15 protein-coding genes are annotated in these 17,344 nt (G+C 39.4%); 5 read left to right on the top strand and 10 right to left on the bottom strand.

The window, feature by feature from the left end; genetic code table 11:
* Positions 1-9 precede the first annotated feature (9 nt).
* Entirely contained in the window at positions 10-486 is a 477-nt protein-coding gene (locus QTN47_RS20460) for a DUF4822 domain-containing protein (protein ID WP_369331283.1), read from the top strand.
* 521 nt (positions 487-1,007) lie between these two features.
* The gene (locus tag QTN47_RS20455) at positions 1,008-1,868 is read left to right on the top strand and encodes an AraC family transcriptional regulator (protein WP_369331282.1); all 861 of its coding nucleotides are present in this window, start codon (positions 1,008-1,010) and stop codon (positions 1,866-1,868) included.
* Between the two features lie 31 nt (positions 1,869-1,899).
* Here QTN47_RS20455 and QTN47_RS20450 read toward each other — a convergent pair whose 3' ends face one another.
* Together QTN47_RS20450 and QTN47_RS20445 are read right to left on the bottom strand one after the other, a co-directional pair.
* Positions 1,900-2,493 (bottom strand): Crp/Fnr family transcriptional regulator, encoded by a 594-nt coding sequence (locus tag QTN47_RS20450; RefSeq protein ID WP_369331281.1) that lies wholly within the window; start codon positions 2,491-2,493, stop codon positions 1,900-1,902.
* 319 nt (positions 2,494-2,812) lie between these two features.
* Positions 2,813-3,181, bottom strand: coding sequence for a hypothetical protein (locus QTN47_RS20445; RefSeq protein ID WP_369331280.1), 369 nt, complete (start codon positions 3,179-3,181; stop codon positions 2,813-2,815).
* A gap of 1,246 nt (positions 3,182-4,427) precedes the next feature.
* On the opposite strand from QTN47_RS20445, the gene QTN47_RS20440 reads away from it, so the two are divergent.
* Positions 4,428-5,198 carry a YoaK family protein gene (locus QTN47_RS20440; RefSeq protein ID WP_369331279.1) on the top strand — a complete coding sequence of 257 codons (771 nt, stop codon included), beginning with the start codon at positions 4,428-4,430 and terminating at the stop codon, positions 5,196-5,198.
* Between the two features lie 256 nt (positions 5,199-5,454).
* Here the strand turns inward: QTN47_RS20440 and QTN47_RS20435 are convergent, their stop codons facing one another.
* The 8 genes from QTN47_RS20435 to QTN47_RS20400 all read right to left on the bottom strand — a co-directional run bounded on the left by QTN47_RS20435 (position 5,455) and on the right by QTN47_RS20400 (position 14,925).
* Complete coding sequence (locus QTN47_RS20435) at positions 5,455-6,282, bottom strand: universal stress protein (RefSeq protein ID WP_369331278.1); 828 nt, start codon at positions 6,280-6,282, stop codon at positions 5,455-5,457.
* Between the two features lie 21 nt (positions 6,283-6,303).
* The gene (locus QTN47_RS20430; RefSeq protein WP_369331277.1) at positions 6,304-6,495 is read right to left on the bottom strand and encodes a hypothetical protein; all 192 of its coding nucleotides are present in this window, start codon (positions 6,493-6,495) and stop codon (positions 6,304-6,306) included.
* 984 nt (positions 6,496-7,479) lie between these two features.
* Positions 7,480-11,106 (bottom strand): ABC transporter permease/M1 family aminopeptidase, encoded by a 3,627-nt coding sequence (locus QTN47_RS20425; protein WP_369331276.1) that lies wholly within the window; start codon positions 11,104-11,106, stop codon positions 7,480-7,482.
* 26 nt (positions 11,107-11,132) lie between these two features.
* Positions 11,133-12,020 carry an ABC transporter ATP-binding protein gene (locus tag QTN47_RS20420; RefSeq protein WP_369331275.1) on the bottom strand — a complete coding sequence of 296 codons (888 nt, stop codon included), beginning with the start codon at positions 12,018-12,020 and terminating at the stop codon, positions 11,133-11,135.
* A gap of 111 nt (positions 12,021-12,131) precedes the next feature.
* Positions 12,132-12,824 carry a hypothetical protein gene (locus QTN47_RS20415; protein ID WP_369331274.1) on the bottom strand — a complete coding sequence of 231 codons (693 nt, stop codon included), beginning with the start codon at positions 12,822-12,824 and terminating at the stop codon, positions 12,132-12,134.
* On the bottom strand, positions 12,821-13,219 hold the full coding sequence (locus tag QTN47_RS20410) for a GntR family transcriptional regulator (RefSeq protein ID WP_369331273.1): 399 nt from the start codon (positions 13,217-13,219) through the stop codon (positions 12,821-12,823). The genes QTN47_RS20415 and QTN47_RS20410 overlap by 4 nt, the downstream gene beginning before the upstream one ends.
* An 11-nt stretch (positions 13,220-13,230) precedes the next feature.
* A complete protein-coding gene (locus QTN47_RS20405) occupies positions 13,231-14,079 on the bottom strand; it encodes a hypothetical protein (protein WP_369331272.1) in 849 nt (282 codons plus the stop codon).
* Between the two features lie 12 nt (positions 14,080-14,091).
* A complete protein-coding gene (locus QTN47_RS20400; protein ID WP_369331271.1) occupies positions 14,092-14,925 on the bottom strand; it encodes an ABC transporter ATP-binding protein in 834 nt (277 codons plus the stop codon).
* A 905-nt stretch (positions 14,926-15,830) separates the two neighbouring features.
* Here QTN47_RS20400 and QTN47_RS20395 point away from each other — a divergent pair.
* Positions 15,831-16,556 carry a VIT1/CCC1 transporter family protein gene (locus QTN47_RS20395; RefSeq protein ID WP_369331270.1) on the top strand — a complete coding sequence of 242 codons (726 nt, stop codon included), beginning with the start codon at positions 15,831-15,833 and terminating at the stop codon, positions 16,554-16,556.
* A gap of 2 nt (positions 16,557-16,558) precedes the next feature.
* Positions 16,559-17,185, top strand: a complete 627-nt coding sequence (locus QTN47_RS20390; protein WP_369331269.1) for a hypothetical protein — start codon at positions 16,559-16,561, stop codon at positions 17,183-17,185.
* Positions 17,186-17,344: the final 159 nt, after the last annotated feature.

The raw sequence follows: 17,344 nt of genomic DNA, 5'->3' as shown, positions 1-17,344 counted from the left end.
GTATAAAATATGAATGACTTTAAAAAGATTGTGTTGACTTTTGTGGTAGTTTTTTGTACTACATTATTTATTGGTTGCAGTAAAGACAGTGATCAGCCACAGAAAACGCAAACTCCGGCTGAAGTGCTGGCAAGTGTTTCCTGGGAAACAACCAATGCAAAAAACAATAAAGGTGAGCATGTAGCGTTGACAGATGCCAACGTATCTAACTTTGTAGGCTTTGCATATTTCAAGGCTGATGGAACATTTACTATGTACAACCTTGATGATTCGCCCAAGACGCACGGCGACTGGACGGTTCCTGCTGATGGAAAAACCCGTACAATTGTAGCCAGGGATAGTGCCGGAGCTATTTTGTTTACCCGTGTTGTTGAAATTACTGTACTTACAAAAGATGAGTTTACATACAGGATTTATCCTAACAACGATGATAAATCAGTTTATTTCGACATTGTGCACACGCCTACAACACATAAAGAGCCCTGATAAAGCCTAAAGCTCAAAGCTCAAAGCCTAAAGCCTAAAGCTGACCGGAGCGAAGTTTTTTAAACCGTTTAAGAAATATAAGAGCAAATAAGAGCTTTTGCCCGGGATAGTAATAACACTTAAACGACAATATATTTACTTAACCAGCCCGGCCCTTCACCATTGACCATTCACTATTCACTAGTTGTATAGGAGAAATATAAGAGCGTATAAGAGCTTTTGCTCAGGATAATAATAACACTTAAACGATAATACATTTACTTAGCCAGCCCGGACCTTCACCATTGACCATTCACTATTCACTAGTTGTATAGAAGAAATATAAGAGCAAAGAATTTTGCATAGGATAATAATAGCACTTAAATGGCAATACATTTACTTAGCCGGATCGAACCTTCACCATTGACCATTGACTATTCACTGGTTCTATAGAAGAGCATGAATGAACGCAAATTCTTAGCTGATCATTCATGTTTTTTTATTAATTTCCTTTAGATACTTAAACACGAGAAACAGTTTAAATGGCAAAGCCACCAGGTGAAAATAAATACGTGCCGGTCATCGGTATCCAGGAGTTTAGAAAGGGGCAACTGGCAGGCGGGGACGAACTACTGTTTAATGAGCTCCATGGAGAAAGACACATAGATAAACCGCACAAACACGATTTCTTTATTATCATGTTATTTGAAAAGGCGCGGGGGATTCATACAATTGATTTCCGTGATTACGCGATAGAGAACAGGCAGATACATGTGCTGTTTCCCGGGCAGGTACACCGGTGGGATATTGAACCTGAAACAATTGGATATCAGTTAATGATCGACCGGGTTTTTTTTGAACGTTTTGCGCCTTATTTGCGTTTTTCGTTTACGAACTACATGAACCATCCCGTGATCCCTTCAACCAATAGCAGTTTTAAACTGTTGAAATATGAGTTCGATGCAATAAAGGATGAGCTCAACACCGGCAACGCTCTTAAAGACATAATCAGTGCAAGGGCGGCAGTAATAGCTGCGATTGTGAGCAAAGAGGCCGAGCGTCTTTTCGCTGATTTTAAAGTATACCAGTCAAATCCGAGGCTCGCAAAATTTAATACACTTATTGAACAATATTTTAAAGAAGAAAAGCTGGTTGCGTTTTATGCATCCAAACTCAATGTTTCTGCCAATTATCTCAATATCCTTTGTAAGAAAAATCTCAACATACCAGCAACGCAGTTGATTCAACAACGGGTTTTGTTAGAAGCTAAACGGCTACTTCAATCAACTGATCTTTCTATAAAAGAAATCGCATTTGAACTTGGATTTGTAGATCATGCCTATTTTTCCAACTTTTTCAAAAACCAGACAGGTGCAACGCCTACGGCGTTTAGAGACAAGTAAAGAATGCTAATTGCCGGCATTTTATTTAGTATTACTGCCTATTGCTTAGGCAGACAATTTTTCCTCTGCTGGTTACAATTTTACCACTGTCTTCTATGTTTTTAAGAATCCGGATCACAGTTTCCACGCGCAGACCCGTCATGTCTGCAAGTTGTTGTTTGGTTGTGTCCAGTGTTTTATTGCCCGGAGCCTTTTGATCCATTAAATAATGGATGAGTGTTAATAAGCGGTGTTCTCCTTCTTCAATGGCGAATTCCTCAAGCATCATGTTTTTATACTGCAATTGTTTGCAGACAGTTTCTGTAATATTAAAGTGAAATGAGTAATTTGTCTTTAGCAGCTGAAAGAATTGTATCCGGGGGATAAGATGTATTTCGCAAAAGGTATTGGCTACAGCGTTGGAGGCATAAGGTTTGTTACAAACTAATGCTGTTGTGCCAAAATTCTCGCCGCTTTTATATAGGCCCTGAATAAATTCCCGGCCATCATTATTCATGTTGGCTATTTTAACTTCCCCGGAGTTTACCTCGTAAAAGTAACGTGGAATAGCATTTTGCCTGTAGATGACATCCCCCTTTCGAAATTGTTTAAAGGGGATTGCTTCGTGAATAAAGTCTTTAAGCATATCCGCAAATATTTTAACCGCCGAGATCAATAGGTTTGCAATCATTACAAATTTAAGCATTCTGTCAACGATGCGAACGTATTGTCAAAACGGTTCTCTTTAAAGAGATGTTCCCTTTAGCCAAAAATAATTTTGCCTTCAGATTGAATATTCTTCAAGTGACCCTGGTGCTAAATCAAATGGCAGAAATTGTGTTTGCAATAAGGTCTGTCAGAATAAATGTGAAGAAGAATTCCTTTAAACCTTAATTACGGGCGTCAAAGTATTGATGATCGCAGCTGTATTAATATTCATGTAAAAATTTATTTAAGAAAACGGTTTACATGAAATTTACCAGATAGTAAATCGTTAAGAAAAGGTTTACGATGATACTCAATATAATCATAGTGAGCACCCAGCGCATTGGGGCCTGGGCAAATGCGATACTATCTGCAAGGAAAGCAAAGAGAATGCCTGTTCCAAACACAAATGGAGAGGCTTCGCACATGCCTAAAACCCAGATCATTAAACCTGCTACAGTTACTTGTATAAATATGCCGGTTGAAGCAATTCCGAGGCGATTGTATTCCCATGAAGGTTCATTTCTTGTGATCCAATTGGCAATAGATGTTGAGATATTTACTTTTCGTGAAGCTTTGAGATGATGAAGCGAAGTGATGTTTTCGGCTAAGTGAGCATTTGATTTCATGACATGTGTTTTTAAAACACAAAATTACCATTGAGAAAACGGGTGGTTTATGATGTATGTCATAGAGACTGATAACCTGGTTTTTGTTGGGTCTTAGTGTGTTTGTTAGCGAAAGAAAACAGGTTGAAGATATATCAAATAGAAAGACGCATGTCCTTTGCAAGGAGGCATTTGAACATTCAGTATTTAATGTAAAAGACTCTTTGATGTTTGGAATGCCTGATAGATGCAAGAGACTTTCAAGGACAGGTAGTAATATTGATTTTTTATTTTTCGATTCGAGGAGGATATCTTAATTGAGAACGACTCGTGTCTTGATTTGTCCTGAAAAGAAGCAACATCCGACTGGAGAGGTCTCGGTTTTGAGATAAGATTCCAGGTGCTCGGCGACTTTGATTTTCTCGGTTTTGGTCCTCATTAATAATCAATTCTATCTACCGTTTTATTGATCCGTTTTCCTGAATATTCCCGGGCTTACATGGTCCATTCATTCATTGCAGTATTAAACAGAAACTATTGCGCATCTTTTTTTAAACAATATAATGTTGCTTAATTGCTGTTGGACGGATAGAGGCATTACAAAGCATTCGGATGTATTCATAATAGTGACGATAGTTTTGGCAGTAGGTAACCTCGCAGTTATATGTGGTTGACAGATTGGGATATAGAAAGATTTTTCGACAATCGGCAACAGGACAAAAAGAAAGTGTGGTTATTGGGCAAGAAAGTGAAAAAGAAATAGATGGACTGTCTAAATTTCGGATCGTCCACCAGACAACAATGGATTCAAACCGATTCAAAAGCTCGTTAAACGTTGATTTTACCGGCTTTTTATTTTTTATCTCTTCAAATTATTTCAAAATGATAATTAAAAGTAATAAAAATCACTTTTAGCAGTGAAAAGGTTCACCGTACCTGTTGGGATTGACAGATAATTTTGCAGCATGAATTTTTTAAAGATACCTGGTAGGACATGAGCGGATTGACTTTAACGACACTTTCTTTATTCACAGCAATTTTACCCGGGGCCGATTTGATAGATATGATCACTTCTATTTTAAATGCCATTTAGCATAATAACTGATAGATAGAATGTTGAGTGTAGGATTCACAAAAGAATATTAAGGAACCTAATAAAGAGATAGTCGGCTTTTGGGGGAGCGTTAACGATGCCATTCTCTTCACCTATATAGTTAATTTTAAAACGTGCTGACCAAATGAAGGAATATGACGAAAATGTAGCAATATGTTAAGACATGCGGGACCGAAAAGATCATATAAACACAATATCAAATTAGCATCGTTGTTAGGACTGACAGCCGGATTTGTAAACAGCGCCAGTTTTTTGAGTTTTGCTGTGCTGACTACCAATGTTACAGGACATGCGGCATTGTTTGCCGAACAGGTTTATTTTCAACACTGGGATGTGGCAAAAATGATTGCTTTGTGGATGCTGCTCTTTCTTGCAGGGGCATTTACATCCAGCTTTTTAATTTCTTTGATGGGCAGAAACCGTCGTTTTTCCTATGCTATTCCCATTTTGCTGGAGTGTTCCATTTTAGCATTGGTGGCAGGGTTTGGGCACCGGTATACGGCAAGCACATTTTCTAAGGCCTGGTTTGCAGGCAGTCTGCTCTTTGCAATGGGTTTACAAAATGCCCTGGTAACAATGATTTCAGGCGCAGTGGTAAGAACAACGCATTTAACCGGCACGTTCACCGATTTAGGTATTGAGTTAGCCCAGTTATACAAGCATTACGATAATACAGCTCTGCACAAAAAAATTAAACTCCACGCTGGCATTATATTATTTTTCCTGGCAGGCGCAATGCTGGGCGTATCTGCTTATAGTTATCTTAGTTTCCATGCTTTTTATTTGCCGGTTATGCTATTGTTTATTGGACTTAGCTATGATGTTTTTCGAACCACCGTAAAGGCTTCTTACCGAAAATGGAAAAGGCGGAAGGATGTTTATGTAGCCAATAATACCGGTGTAGAAAAAGAGATAACATTATGATCAACAATATCGAAAGCCTGGGCAGAGCTAAAAAATAGTTGCTGGCAAAAACATGAGGAGGCGGAGAGGTCAATGTTTTGTTTTCCCCGAAATGTAATTGCTTTTTCTCTCAATTGTATTCTCATTAATATTGACCAGGAAGAAAGCGTTGTGAACATTTCTTCGGCTCAAGCATTTTACTGCCAACTGAAGCCTGGCCTGATATGCTTATTTCAGTGAATGACTTAATACAGGTTTGCGTCGATCAATTTTTTCGCTACGCATGAATTGAAATAATTGGCACTTCGGCTTCCAGCAGAAGTTTTTTTGAATGGCGGGGACTAAACAGTGTGGACGGGAAAAGATGCTTTTTAGGTATGATCATTAGCATGTCCATATCGTGATCAACCACAAATTTTTGAATAGTATTGTCTACATCCTTGCTGCTTACAAAATAATATTTTGGATTTAGATCACTAAGCATTTTCTGCAACATCATAGACTCTGATACAGCATCACCGTCAAAGGCATTTTGGCCACCATCCGAAATGTTTAAAACATAAAGTTCGGCGTCAAATTCCCGGACAAATGCCTTTATGGCGGCAACATGTACGGTTTCAAATACCTTTTTTAAGTCGCAGGCCAGTGCTATTTTCCGGATGCCTTCAAAGTGGGCATTAAAGGGCACAAGAATAAGCGGCCAATAAATTTCTCTCATGGCTATAACTGCTGATCCGCCCAGCAACAGCCGTTCCACGGCTCCTGCACTTTCTTCGCCCATTACAACAGCAAAGGGTTTTGTTGTTGCACAATACTCTTTTAACTCCGGAAGTAAATTTCCAAACTTTATCTCCGTATGTACAATAATAGGTTCATTTGTCCGGGCCATCACTTTTTCTTTAACGGCATTCAGTTCTACCTGCGCTTCATTCTCAAGATCCTGTAGTTTATCCGCAGGAGCGGGCACTTCTGAACCACTCATAGGAACCGGAATTACATACATGATTGTTACGCGTGCCCGGATCAGGGACGCCATATCAGCAGCGTAATTGACTGCGTTAAGCGAATTTGCAGAGAAATCTGTAAGCGCTATAATCGTTTTCATAGTTTTTTGTTTTATGAATATTTAACGGGCAATAAAAATTGTCTGCGAAAGTATGTTTAGAAGTGTAGTGGCCTGGCTGTGATTGAAGAAACGGGAGAGATGGCTTCGGCCATAATCGCCATCAGCAATAACCTTGTCATCAGCAACTGAGGAAGAATGTATGAAAAGCGTTTTATAATTTTCATAGATGCCTGGCATCATTGAACGCGACAAAAATCTGTTTTATACCGTTAAAGATCAGGAGCTATAATTTCAGGACATTCTACATGGCTAGCACATCGCGTACAGATGCGGCTGATGAACCTTCACAATGCCTTTCTAAAATGTGCCAGAGCTTAAACACCATTGTATCTGCGTATCGACAGCCTTCTTCCAGCTACCATAATGAAATACCTTCTTTCTTTCGCAAATCACATGCCATGCGCTGATTTGCACTGTATTGTATAAACAGTTGAATATTATATTCAATTGTGTGCATCAATATTTCATCCTGCAATTTATTTCCATGTCGTCTATATGTTGTTTGGCTGGAAAAGAAAAGGCCGGATTAAAAAATCCGGCCGTATGTTACTCATTTTTGAAAAGTGCTTAGTTGTGGGTAACATAAATCTGTAAATAATTTTATGCGTATTCCCAATGATAGAGATACAATTTCGGTGCCACAATCAGTTGAGATACTATTCATTAAAAATGCAGCGACATGGGTGCAATAATAAGAAAGGCCAAGCTCGATAGCCCAGCCTTTATACCAACAAATTCTAAAACAGCGTGCTTTAACAGCACCCTTAATAATATAACAATTCAAATGCCACAGCAGAGATGGTATGGTGGGCGAAACGTGCGGATTATAGAACGGTCGCTGTATCGCTGTGAAACGACAAAAAGTGTGACATTTTTTCCACAATGTTGCAATCGCCGGAATAAAAAAAGCCCGGCCCCGGAAAACACAGCTAACGATTGACTCAAAACTCCCAAAGGGTTCTTATACGCATGATCGCATTTTCAATCTGCTCGAAATAAAGCGGGTACATTTCGGGAGCGCCACGGCTTAAAAATGTATTTAACCCCGGATAAAACCTGATTTGATATGGAACCAGGTTTTCTATGTTGAGCAGCGCCCTTAGAAAGCCCCCTTACACTGATACCTGATACCTGATACCTGATACCTGTATTTTATCGCAGGCTGCAAATTTCGTCTCATAATTCCTTGCTGTTATCGCCGCGGTTCCGGTCAATCGTTGTGAAAAATGGATCAATCACAACCATCGTTGGTTTTTGACCGACAACAAATTCAATGGTCTTTTGGCCGCTGCTTAATTGGAACTTTTCTGTGCCAATAAGCAATGGTCCATCCGCTTTGTTATCTTTTTCGCTATTGGCAAAAACACCGACTTCTATATTATTGCTGGACTTTGTGTCGATGGTTCTGGTGCCGCCGGTATCCTCATAATATTTAGAAATATTTACAGTTAACTGAACTTTGTAACCGTGGCCGTTTTCAACCGGAATTGCTTTAGCCTGCAAGATAGTATTGTCATAAAAACCAATTTTGTTAAAGGCGTCATCCAGGTAAGTTTCAAGCGCTGGCGGGGTATGTTTTTTAATTGCCTTATACAGATCATTGCTTCCCGCATACGGTGGTGCATTTCTGAATGCAAAATCATTGTATAATTCCCGCAGTGCGATGTTTATGCTGTCTTCGCCTATAAGTTCCTTTAAACCATATAAAACAAGGCTGGCCTTATTAGTGTATTCATTCCATGCCACAGATTTGCTGATCGGGTGTTGGTTGGTACTGTTTCTTTGCCAGAGATAAAAGTTTTGTTCCGACTGCAGGATTTGCAGAAGTTTTTGTTTTCCATATTTTTTTTCAAACATAATTAAGGACAAATATTCTGGTATCCCGTCGGTGATAAGTTGGGCTCCCCTTGTATGGCTTGCAGTAACTTTATGTCCCCACCACTGCCTCGCAAGTTCTGCATTCGTGACTAAGTAAATCTGGTCGACATCCTGTACACGCTTGTAATGATCATTCCATCCGTTACGTTCATTAAAGGCGATCAGCCCTGCAGAGTTAACCGTTTGCGGACCGGAGATGGCACATTCCGCAAGATTCATCTGATCTAAGCCTAGCGGGCCAAAAAGTTTACTGTAGTACGTTATTCCATCTTTATATGCAGTTAACAGGCGTTGAAGATTGGTATTATGAGGTTGGTGATAGTAAAAACCTATTTTAACAACGTCTCCGTTTTCAAGGCGGACACTATCATATAACTGCGTGTATTGAGCGCTCAGCAGCCCCAGTGATTTGTAAATGCCGGGTTTTGTAAAGGAATAACGGAAAAAGTTTCTGTCATTTTTTGTCCATTGAGCTATTTGATTACCTGGTGCCAGGGCAATTTGATCCTTGTCTGTACTAATCACGATATCAATTGGAACTGGTGCGCTTGCGCCTCTGATTACTTTGTTTTTGCCTTCTGCGTCGTTACTTTCTGCAAATTCATCTTCCTTCGGTGGCAACCCATATTTTCGTCTGTCATCCTCTCTAAATAGTTCTTCATCTTCATCGTAACCCAGCCCGGGTAAACCTGGTCCTGTGATGATGCCATTTGTAAGCAGATCCATACCATATATTGAGTTTTGAAATCCACGATATACTATTTCGGATTTTAATTCAATGATGGTAGAGTCACCTGGATTAATCGGTGATGGCAAACGGCAAAGAGAATATGCGCTTTTATTGTGACTGTTATTCCATAGCTGAAACTTTGGTTTAGCGAAAGATACCGGGCTTGTAAAGTGCAATTGTTTCCCCTTGTAAATGATTGAAAAATCAGTGACATTATCTCCATCAATTAACAGGTCCGTAACCGGCTTATTTTGATTATTCCTAAGTGTAATAAATGAATGAAAAAATGCTTTTTGTTGTTTAGGATATAGATCTGCAGTCAGGGAAATGCCGGACACTTCAGGCTTAGTCATATCCTCATACTTTTTTAAGGTTTTCTCTAGTAAGGCCCTGTGTTCTTTTTGCTCCGCATCGGTGTAATAAGTGTTTAAATAACTAACATTATAGTAGCAATACACAGCAGTGACAGAAAACATGATAGCGACGACGAACGTGACAAATAACGTGCGTGGCAGCAGTCGTTTTCTTGCGACAAGCATACGTTCTTTAGCGGCTGTAATGCTTCCCCGGACAAAATACAGATAAGCTGCAACAAGCAACAGGCTACCGAACAATAACCAATAAATATTGAACCAGGTAATTGATTTAAACATATGCCCGATTCCATTCATTTCGGAAATGCTATAAAAAGGAGTAAATGCGTATAGCAGCAGATGATAATTGAACCAGCCCGATTTTTCAGCAATGACAAAAAGTACCCAAAGGCTGATAGCAGTGCCTAATGCAGCAAATTTGTTATTGATCAGAATATGCAATGTGAAAGCAAGAATTGCCATTTGAATGCATTTGGGTAACGTGGCACCAAAAAGCACTTCGGCATAAAGTGGCAGATTAAAATGCGTATAGCCTTGTCCGATTTGTGACAAGATGCCCACTACCATCGGTACCAGGGTTAAAAAAAGTGCAAGCATGCAAATCGCTAAAAACTTTGACAGGAAAAGAACCCAGTCCGCTGGCGGCAGCGCGTCATTAATAAGGTTATATCGTGTCGTTTTTTCCCGGTGAATACTTTCGCCGGAATAAAAGGCAATTATGCAGAATATAAACACGAGGAAACTGTCATTAAAAATGAAAAGAATGATATTGGTTAGGGGATAATTTCTAACCCAAAAGCCACCAGGGCCATGGGAGAATACGATGGCCAGGAAGATACTACCTGCTGAAATAATTATCCAGAAATAATTATCCCTGATGATATTTAATATTTCTATTCTTGTGAGCGTAAAAAGGGTAGATCTGTTAAATGGCTTTTCGAAGCTTACATGTATATCAGGAATTTGTTGAGAGCGTTTTTTGGGCTGACTTGTAATAGTTTTATCGCGTTTGCCGCTAAAGAATTTTTCGAAGCTAAATCGTAAATACGTGTAGGCAAGAATTACTGCTCCAACAATTGTCCATAGAAGCCTGTTTGCGAGAAACCATCCGTTCAAAGGGGCAAAGCCCGTGTTTTTAAGACCAATTGTTTTAAGTCCTTTCTCGAATCGCATTGCATTTATCGCGAATGGGTCAGAAAGGTAAATGATGGCCTTGCTGCTCGAATTTCCGATAAAAAAATTAGCGATCATATAACCAAGGAACAATAAAATTCCACTACTATAAATAACTTTTACATTTCGTGTAACAGCTACCAGGCCAAAAAAAAGGGATGCTGTGAAAAATAAATTCGGCAATGCAAGTGTAAGAAATGGATGCAGATACCGGAATAGAGAATCCGGACCAAATCTCGCCGCATCAACCCAGCCAAGGGCAACACCGGTTTTTCCACCTAACCATGCAGCAGGTAAAACTGAGAAGTGGATCAAAATGACAAGAAGGAAAGACGACAGGTATCGCCCCCAGAAATAACCGGCTTTTGTAATGGGGTAGGAGAGATAGTATTCTTTCGTATTATATTCTATATCTCTATAAAGTGATATGCCCATGATAGAAGAGCTTACAAGCATCATCATCATGCTCATGATCGAAATATAAAACTCAAGGGAGGAAGATCCGTTTATCCATTGTTTTTCATCAAGTGGTAATGTGCCATGTGAAAATGCCAGGAACGTAAATAAGAAGCTGGCCATAAAATATACATAAACAGCGGGTCTTCCGAGCCTGTACCTTAGTTCAAAGAAGAATATTTTAGTGAACATAAAAAATAATTTGACGGGACGTATAATTAAATTGTTCCGATATCAACTTTTGAAGAAATGTAATTGAAGTAAACATCTTCCAGGCCGGGCTGGCTGCATTGGAAACCATTTCCGGGTTCATTTTCTGAATAGATGCGTATGTAATGTGAACCAGATTTAAGCTGCGTTGAAATAAGCCTGTAGTCTTTTCTGTGCTGATCAATCTGAGATTTACAGATGGCTTTGCTGTAGATTTTTCCGGCGAGGGACTGAACTGCGTCTTCCGGCGTTCCGGTGTATAATACTTCGCCCGAGCAAATAATGGCGAAATGCGAACAGAGTGTACTTACATCTTCAACAATATGTGTAGAGAGTATTACAACTGTATTTTCTCCCAATTCACTCAGCAGGTTGTAAAACCTGTTCCGTTCTGCAGGATCAAGGCCGGCTGTAGGCTCGTCCACAATTATCAGTTTAGGTTTGCCTGTTAGTGCCTGTGCAATTCCGAACCGTTGTTTCATCCCTCCGGAATAAGTGCCAAGATGTTTCTTTTTATCTTTGTATAGATTTACTTTATTTAATAAATAGTCAACCAGGTCCTTACGTTCGCTTTTATTACCAACTCCTTTTAGCCTGGCGATATGATCAAGCATTTGCTCTGCAGATATTTTGGGGTAAACACCAAATTCCTGTGGAAGATAGCCCAGAAGCTGTCTTACAGTTGTTTTCTGTTTTAGAACATCAATATCATTTAAAAATATGGTGCCCTCATCAGGCTCCTGCAAAGTTGCTACGGTACGCATAAGCGATGATTTACCTGCACCATTTGGTCCAAGCAGGCCAAACATGCCCTGGCTTAAAGTGAGATTGACACTTTTAATTGCTTGTACACCGTTTGAATATGTTTTAGAAAGAGCATCGATCTTTAATTGCATAATTTTCTGATTTATGATAAATAACTTTGGTTATGGGCAAACAGTTATCACCCCGCCTGCAGCAGGTTTCATCAATGGCATTAAAATGCGCCCGGACTAAGAAATGACTGCCTATTTATTCAATAGCAGAAAGTTCCTGCCGCCTGTGACTATAGTTGAACTGGAATCTGATGTAATGCTGATGTTTTTATGTTTGGCATTCCGTTCCTGGAATACCGAGTTATCAAGATTTAGATCTATGTTATTAAAATGATCTTTCTTGTATAGTACTATCTCACTGTTGTTTGAAGCGTTAACTTTTAATCTGCCGAAAAATTTTGCAACAACAGTATCACCATATGGTTGCCTGCTATACAGGTGGCCATAATTCATAGCTAGTTGAAAGTCCGGTGGTATAAGGCTATCCCGGCTTCCTTCAATATATACATTGCAATTCTTTACATCAGCAAATGGAATGGTGGCTAGTTCAAGAACCACCTTTGGTGATGTCCATTGACTAGCGCTTGAATCCCCGTGAATGATAAGGGTGTCGTTTATAACAATGTATTTAATGTTCTTTATTAAACTTTTTTCTACAGAGAGCCTGGCCTGCTTACCAGGTTTAATGTAGCACGCATTAAGTCTGTATAGCTTAATAAATCCGGGCTGGTTCAATGGATATATGTCATAGAAAAAGGTGGCCACTTTATCTTTAGAAACAAAATCCCGTCGGAGAAATTTACTATGCAGTACGAAATGCGATGTAATTGCAAATCCGAAAGAAATCAACAAAATTCCAGCGAGTATTTTATTGCTTGTTTTCATTTTACCCTGGACATATTTGATTTTTCATTAAAATTCGAACGTTTGTATTTTTCATACATTACGGCAAGCTCTTCAATCTCCATGTCTAGCAGGTAAAGATTTCTAAACAATGAAGGCAGGTCCCGCTCCATAAAATCATTTCTCCGGTATTTCATGGCGGTTTTCATTGCTGAAGAAGACACATGATAGCCAACACCCCGCTGGTTTTGGATAATCTCGTTTTGCTGAAGATAATCATACGTCCGAAGTACAGTATTGGGGTTAACTTCCAATTGCACGGCTAATTCCCGGACAGATGGAATGCGTTCACCTGTCTTCCATTCTTTTAAAAGAATTCTTTCGCAAACATAATCGGCGATCTGTAAATATATTGGTTGAGATTCTCTAAACTGCATGACATTTCTTTTTAAAGTTCTTTTTCTTTTAACCTGTAATATGTTGCCAGCCAGATTGCAGGCGTTATTGCGAACCGGGTGGCAAATAAAACTGTGCGATATATCCAATCCGGAAGTGTTATGATATTATCGTAACCGTCCGGTTGTGGTACAATGTAAGCTGTAAAGGCATTTGCTACTCTTGAATTCGATGGCATAGTTGAAAAAAGTATCCGGCTTTCTAATACTACAAACACCAGCCAAACCAGTAATAACACAATCAATGTTTTAATAAGACCATTCTTTCTAAAATAAAATGCGCCTAACAGAAAACAGGATTGTATAGGAAAGAAGGCCGTATACAGATCAATATTGTCGCCCGGGTAAAAAACAAACATGTCGGAATCTAATGAAAACGTGTTTGCCTGTTTAAAAGTGAAATAGTTATTGTATCCATGCACCCTTTGCCATTCAGGTGTGTAAATAGCCCCTGCAACTTTTAAAGACAAAAAATCAGTGATATAAAAAACTACGTTGTACCCAATAAAGAATAGAATTACGCCATAAAATATTAAACAAAACAATTTTTCCAGTGAGGAAGCAGGTATCATCAGATAGTTAATGGTTCTTGCTTTACCCGAAAAATCCTGGAAAAGAAAACTCGCAGATAAAATTCCTGAAATAAATAAACCAAAGAAGTATATGGTTATTTGATTTGATAAACTAAATAGCCTTGCTTGTTGAACAACTGCGAGTATAAATGAAAACCAGCCTAGTAAAAATGCTGCAAGTGCCAAAAAGAAAAGCAAATATGTTTTCCTGTTTTCAAACCAGTGCCTGCCTGTTAATAGCCAAAGTCGTTTCAGGTTTAACAAATACATTGATGCAACAAATTAATTTTTAAAAATTGAATGCATTACTGCGGGATTAGCCATTACTGCCTTATAAAATAATTCAAGATCGAGGCGATCTTCTTCACCCTCAGCGTTAATGGAAACAATAGCATTTCCCCGAAGCAGGGGCTCGCTATAAATTGCCCACGAAAGTTCTGCAGGTTCAAATGAAATTTTAAATGAAAGTTTGTCTGTAATGTCATGCACTGACCGGTCCAACAGAATACGCCCGTCATCAATAACCATCACGCGGTCAATAAGATTCTCAAGATCCCTTACCTGGTGGGAACTGATGATGATGCATTTTTCATCAGAAAACGCACGCGCAATCATTTTCCTAACCTGGCTTTTGCCTTTTATATCCAATCCGTTTGTTGGCTCGTCCATTAGTAATAAACGGACATTCGTCGCAAGTCCAAAACTGATCAGCACTTTCTTTCGTTGTCCATAGCTTAATGCCTGAAGGGAATTTGTGTGCGGTATTTCAAACACATCCAGGCAATTGTCGAATAAAGTCTTATCGAATTTGGGATAAAACGGGCTGTTATATTTCAAGAACTGCTTAATGGTGGTATCAGGGAGAAAAAACTCTTCAGGAATAAGAAATATGTCTTGTAAAAGGTCCGCATTTCTTTCACCAGATTTCTGATTGAAAACCTTCACAGAACCATTTTTAGGAAAGAGCAATCCTGCAATATTATTGAGCAGGGTAGATTTTCCCGATCCGTTCTTGCCGAGTAAACCGTAGATATAACCTCTGTTGAATTGAACAGTAAGGTTATTGAATACCTGCTTTTTGCGATAACCAAAATCGAAATTTTCAAATTTTACCATACGAGGCGATTTAGTGTCATAGGTAAATAGTACACTAAATATCTAAACTTTTTTGGTATGCGCAAAAAAAAATTTTTAGTGGTTTGCTGCTGCAGGCCCTGGGGTAATGTCATTTAGTTAAGGATGCTTTGGTGGTATTGCTCCGTAGGAGCATCCTGTTTGTAGAAAGAAAAAAACAGATCAACCCAGCTCCGGTAGGAGCTACCAGTTAAGCGTTACAGGAAACTCCGCTGGAATCTGATGACATTTAAAATTCTGATCTTCTACAAACAGGGAGCTCCGCTGGAGCTTTAAATGTTCTTAACTAAATGACACTGGGCCCTTCGGAAGGGCTTTTATGCCGTTAAAATGTTTTAATCAAAACTACCGGACGAGTAACTAAAACCAATCGTTATCCCGGTATTATGCTCAAGCGAAAGTGAATGGCATTATTGGTTATATAACCAGACGAATTTTTGTGGATGATGTTGTCGGGGAATTTATAAAAGACCAAAGCAATGATGAAGCCCGTGAATTTATCCCCCGTTAAATGCAGAATGTCCGCGGAAATAGCGGCAAAAATAAATATATAAAAGTGGACAGGTATTTCTCTTTACTGTTTTACCGTTAAATTCAATATAGCGCGGAACCAAACAACGTCTTTATAACTATCTTTTCGTATCTCTGTTCAGTTCCGGTGTTTGGCAGCATACGCTGATCATGGAGCAATAGTAGGAGCTGCCAGTAGTAAACAGCGAACGACTGTAAGGATAGGCCTGGTGTATAAATTCATAAAGTAGGAGAGTTAGTTTTTCAGCTGCATGTTTGGTCTCGTTGCGTGTTTGGTTATGTTCAAAATATGGCTTATTCAACCTTCATGTGAATTGATGGAAGTCACATTTCAAAAGAAGTGAAATTTAGGCGTCATGTCTGTCAATGATAAAAACAATCCTGCCCGGAACGGGGCTGCTGATCAAAATGGAGATGATCTGCTTCCTACTGCACCGCGTAAAGAAAAAAGATTATTAAACCCCGTCGACAGGATATCTGAAATTCTTTTTGGGTTAATTATGGCGCTCACCTTTACTTGCACCATTAGTATAGCCACGACAGGCAAGGCCGAAGTGAAAGAGATGCTGATCGGTGCTATCGGCTGCAATCTTGCATGGGGCCTGGTGGATGCGATAATGTTTATCCTGGCGGAGCTTGCAGAAAAAGGGCATGGCAGGATTATTTTAAATTATGTGCGAAAGACAAAGAATGACAAAAAAGCAAGGGAACTTATCGCAGATGCTTTGCCACCGGTAATTTCGTCTGTTGTGGACGCTGAAAACCTGGATCACATACGTAAAGGATTATTGAACCTGCCCGCGTCAAGCTTGCGTGTAAAGGTAACGGCACAGGATTTAAAGATGGCTTTGGGAATTTTCCTGCTGGTATTTTTATCGACGATTCCAATTGCTTTACCGTTTAAATTTATTGACGACGTACAAAGAGCATTGCGCGTTTCAAATTTTATTGCAATTGCACTTATGTTTGTCGGAGGGTGGTTGCTCGCGCGCTATGGTGGCTATAACAAATGGCTTATGGGTTTCTTTATGGTATTACTTGGCATCGTACTCGTCGCCCTGACCATTGCACTCGGAGGTTGATCATGTCTAAAACATTCATTATACTTATTCTTTATTTTCTTCCCCGCATATTGTTTGCGCAAGACAGTACTGCAGACTCATCGCAGTCAAAATGGTTATTGTCGGCCGCTGGGTATTATTATTTTATTCCCGGGGACAAAAACACATTTACACTAATTGGTTATGCCGATTACAAGAAACTGCACCTGGAAGCACGATACAACTATGAAGATCTGAATACAGCATCAGCATTTGCCGGATGGCGGTTTGAAACGGGAAAGAAGTTTCGCTTCGGAGCAACGCCAATGCTCGGCATTGCTGTTGGCAATACGGATGGGTTTGTGCCCGCACTTGAATTAGATGCATCTTATAAAATTTTTGACTTTTACTCTGAAAGCGAATACCTGGTTGATTTTGCAGGTAAGGAAAATAACTTTTTTTATACATGGTCTGAGTTGGCAGTTGCTCCCATTAGCGCACTGCGCACCGGTATTTCCATGCAACGTACCAAACTGTATCAAACCCGGCTTGATGTACAGCGGGGCATTTTTGCGGAATATTCTTTTTGGAAACTTACCGCCGGTGTTTATTACTTTAACCCATTTTCAACCGATAATTTTGTTATCGCTTCTTTATCGGTGGATTTCTGAGTGACGACGTAATATTATAACCTGTTAAGGCTTTTACCAATCAAAGGTTAATGTCCTACGGACAAGAAGAACCGTTATTTGGGACTTTCTATTGAGCTTTAAGCCCTACGGGCTAACGACGAAAAGTGCACAGTCATCTTTTATTGATTGTGGTTAACC

Source organism: Danxiaibacter flavus, from assembly GCF_041060425.1.
Taxonomy (GTDB): domain Bacteria; phylum Bacteroidota; class Bacteroidia; order Chitinophagales; family Chitinophagaceae; genus Danxiaibacter; species Danxiaibacter flavus.
Note: the sequence above shows the minus strand (reverse complement) of the source record. Positions and strands in the feature narration are given on the sequence as shown.

Coding starts and splice junctions, on each gene's coding strand:
- QTN47_RS20460 (WP_369331283.1), top strand. CDS start 10: ATGAATGACTTTAAAAAGATTGTGTTGACTTTTGTGGTAGTTTTTTGT.
- QTN47_RS20455 (WP_369331282.1), top strand. CDS start 1,008: ATGGCAAAGCCACCAGGTGAAAATAAATACGTGCCGGTCATCGGTATC.
- QTN47_RS20450 (WP_369331281.1), bottom strand. CDS start 2,493: ATGCTTAAAGACTTTATTCACGAAGCAATCCCCTTTAAACAATTTCGA.
- QTN47_RS20445 (WP_369331280.1), bottom strand. CDS start 3,181: ATGAAATCAAATGCTCACTTAGCCGAAAACATCACTTCGCTTCATCAT.
- QTN47_RS20440 (WP_369331279.1), top strand. CDS start 4,428: ATGTTAAGACATGCGGGACCGAAAAGATCATATAAACACAATATCAAA.
- QTN47_RS20435 (WP_369331278.1), bottom strand. CDS start 6,282: ATGAAAACGATTATAGCGCTTACAGATTTCTCTGCAAATTCGCTTAAC.
- QTN47_RS20425 (WP_369331276.1), bottom strand. CDS start 11,106: ATGTTCACTAAAATATTCTTCTTTGAACTAAGGTACAGGCTCGGAAGA.
- QTN47_RS20420 (WP_369331275.1), bottom strand. CDS start 12,020: ATGCAATTAAAGATCGATGCTCTTTCTAAAACATATTCAAACGGTGTA.
- QTN47_RS20415 (WP_369331274.1), bottom strand. CDS start 12,824: ATGAAAACAAGCAATAAAATACTCGCTGGAATTTTGTTGATTTCTTTC.
- QTN47_RS20410 (WP_369331273.1), bottom strand. CDS start 13,219: ATGCAGTTTAGAGAATCTCAACCAATATATTTACAGATCGCCGATTAT.
- QTN47_RS20405 (WP_369331272.1), bottom strand. CDS start 14,079: ATGTATTTGTTAAACCTGAAACGACTTTGGCTATTAACAGGCAGGCAC.
- QTN47_RS20400 (WP_369331271.1), bottom strand. CDS start 14,925: ATGGTAAAATTTGAAAATTTCGATTTTGGTTATCGCAAAAAGCAGGTA.
- QTN47_RS20395 (WP_369331270.1), top strand. CDS start 15,831: ATGTCTGTCAATGATAAAAACAATCCTGCCCGGAACGGGGCTGCTGAT.
- QTN47_RS20390 (WP_369331269.1), top strand. CDS start 16,559: ATGTCTAAAACATTCATTATACTTATTCTTTATTTTCTTCCCCGCATA.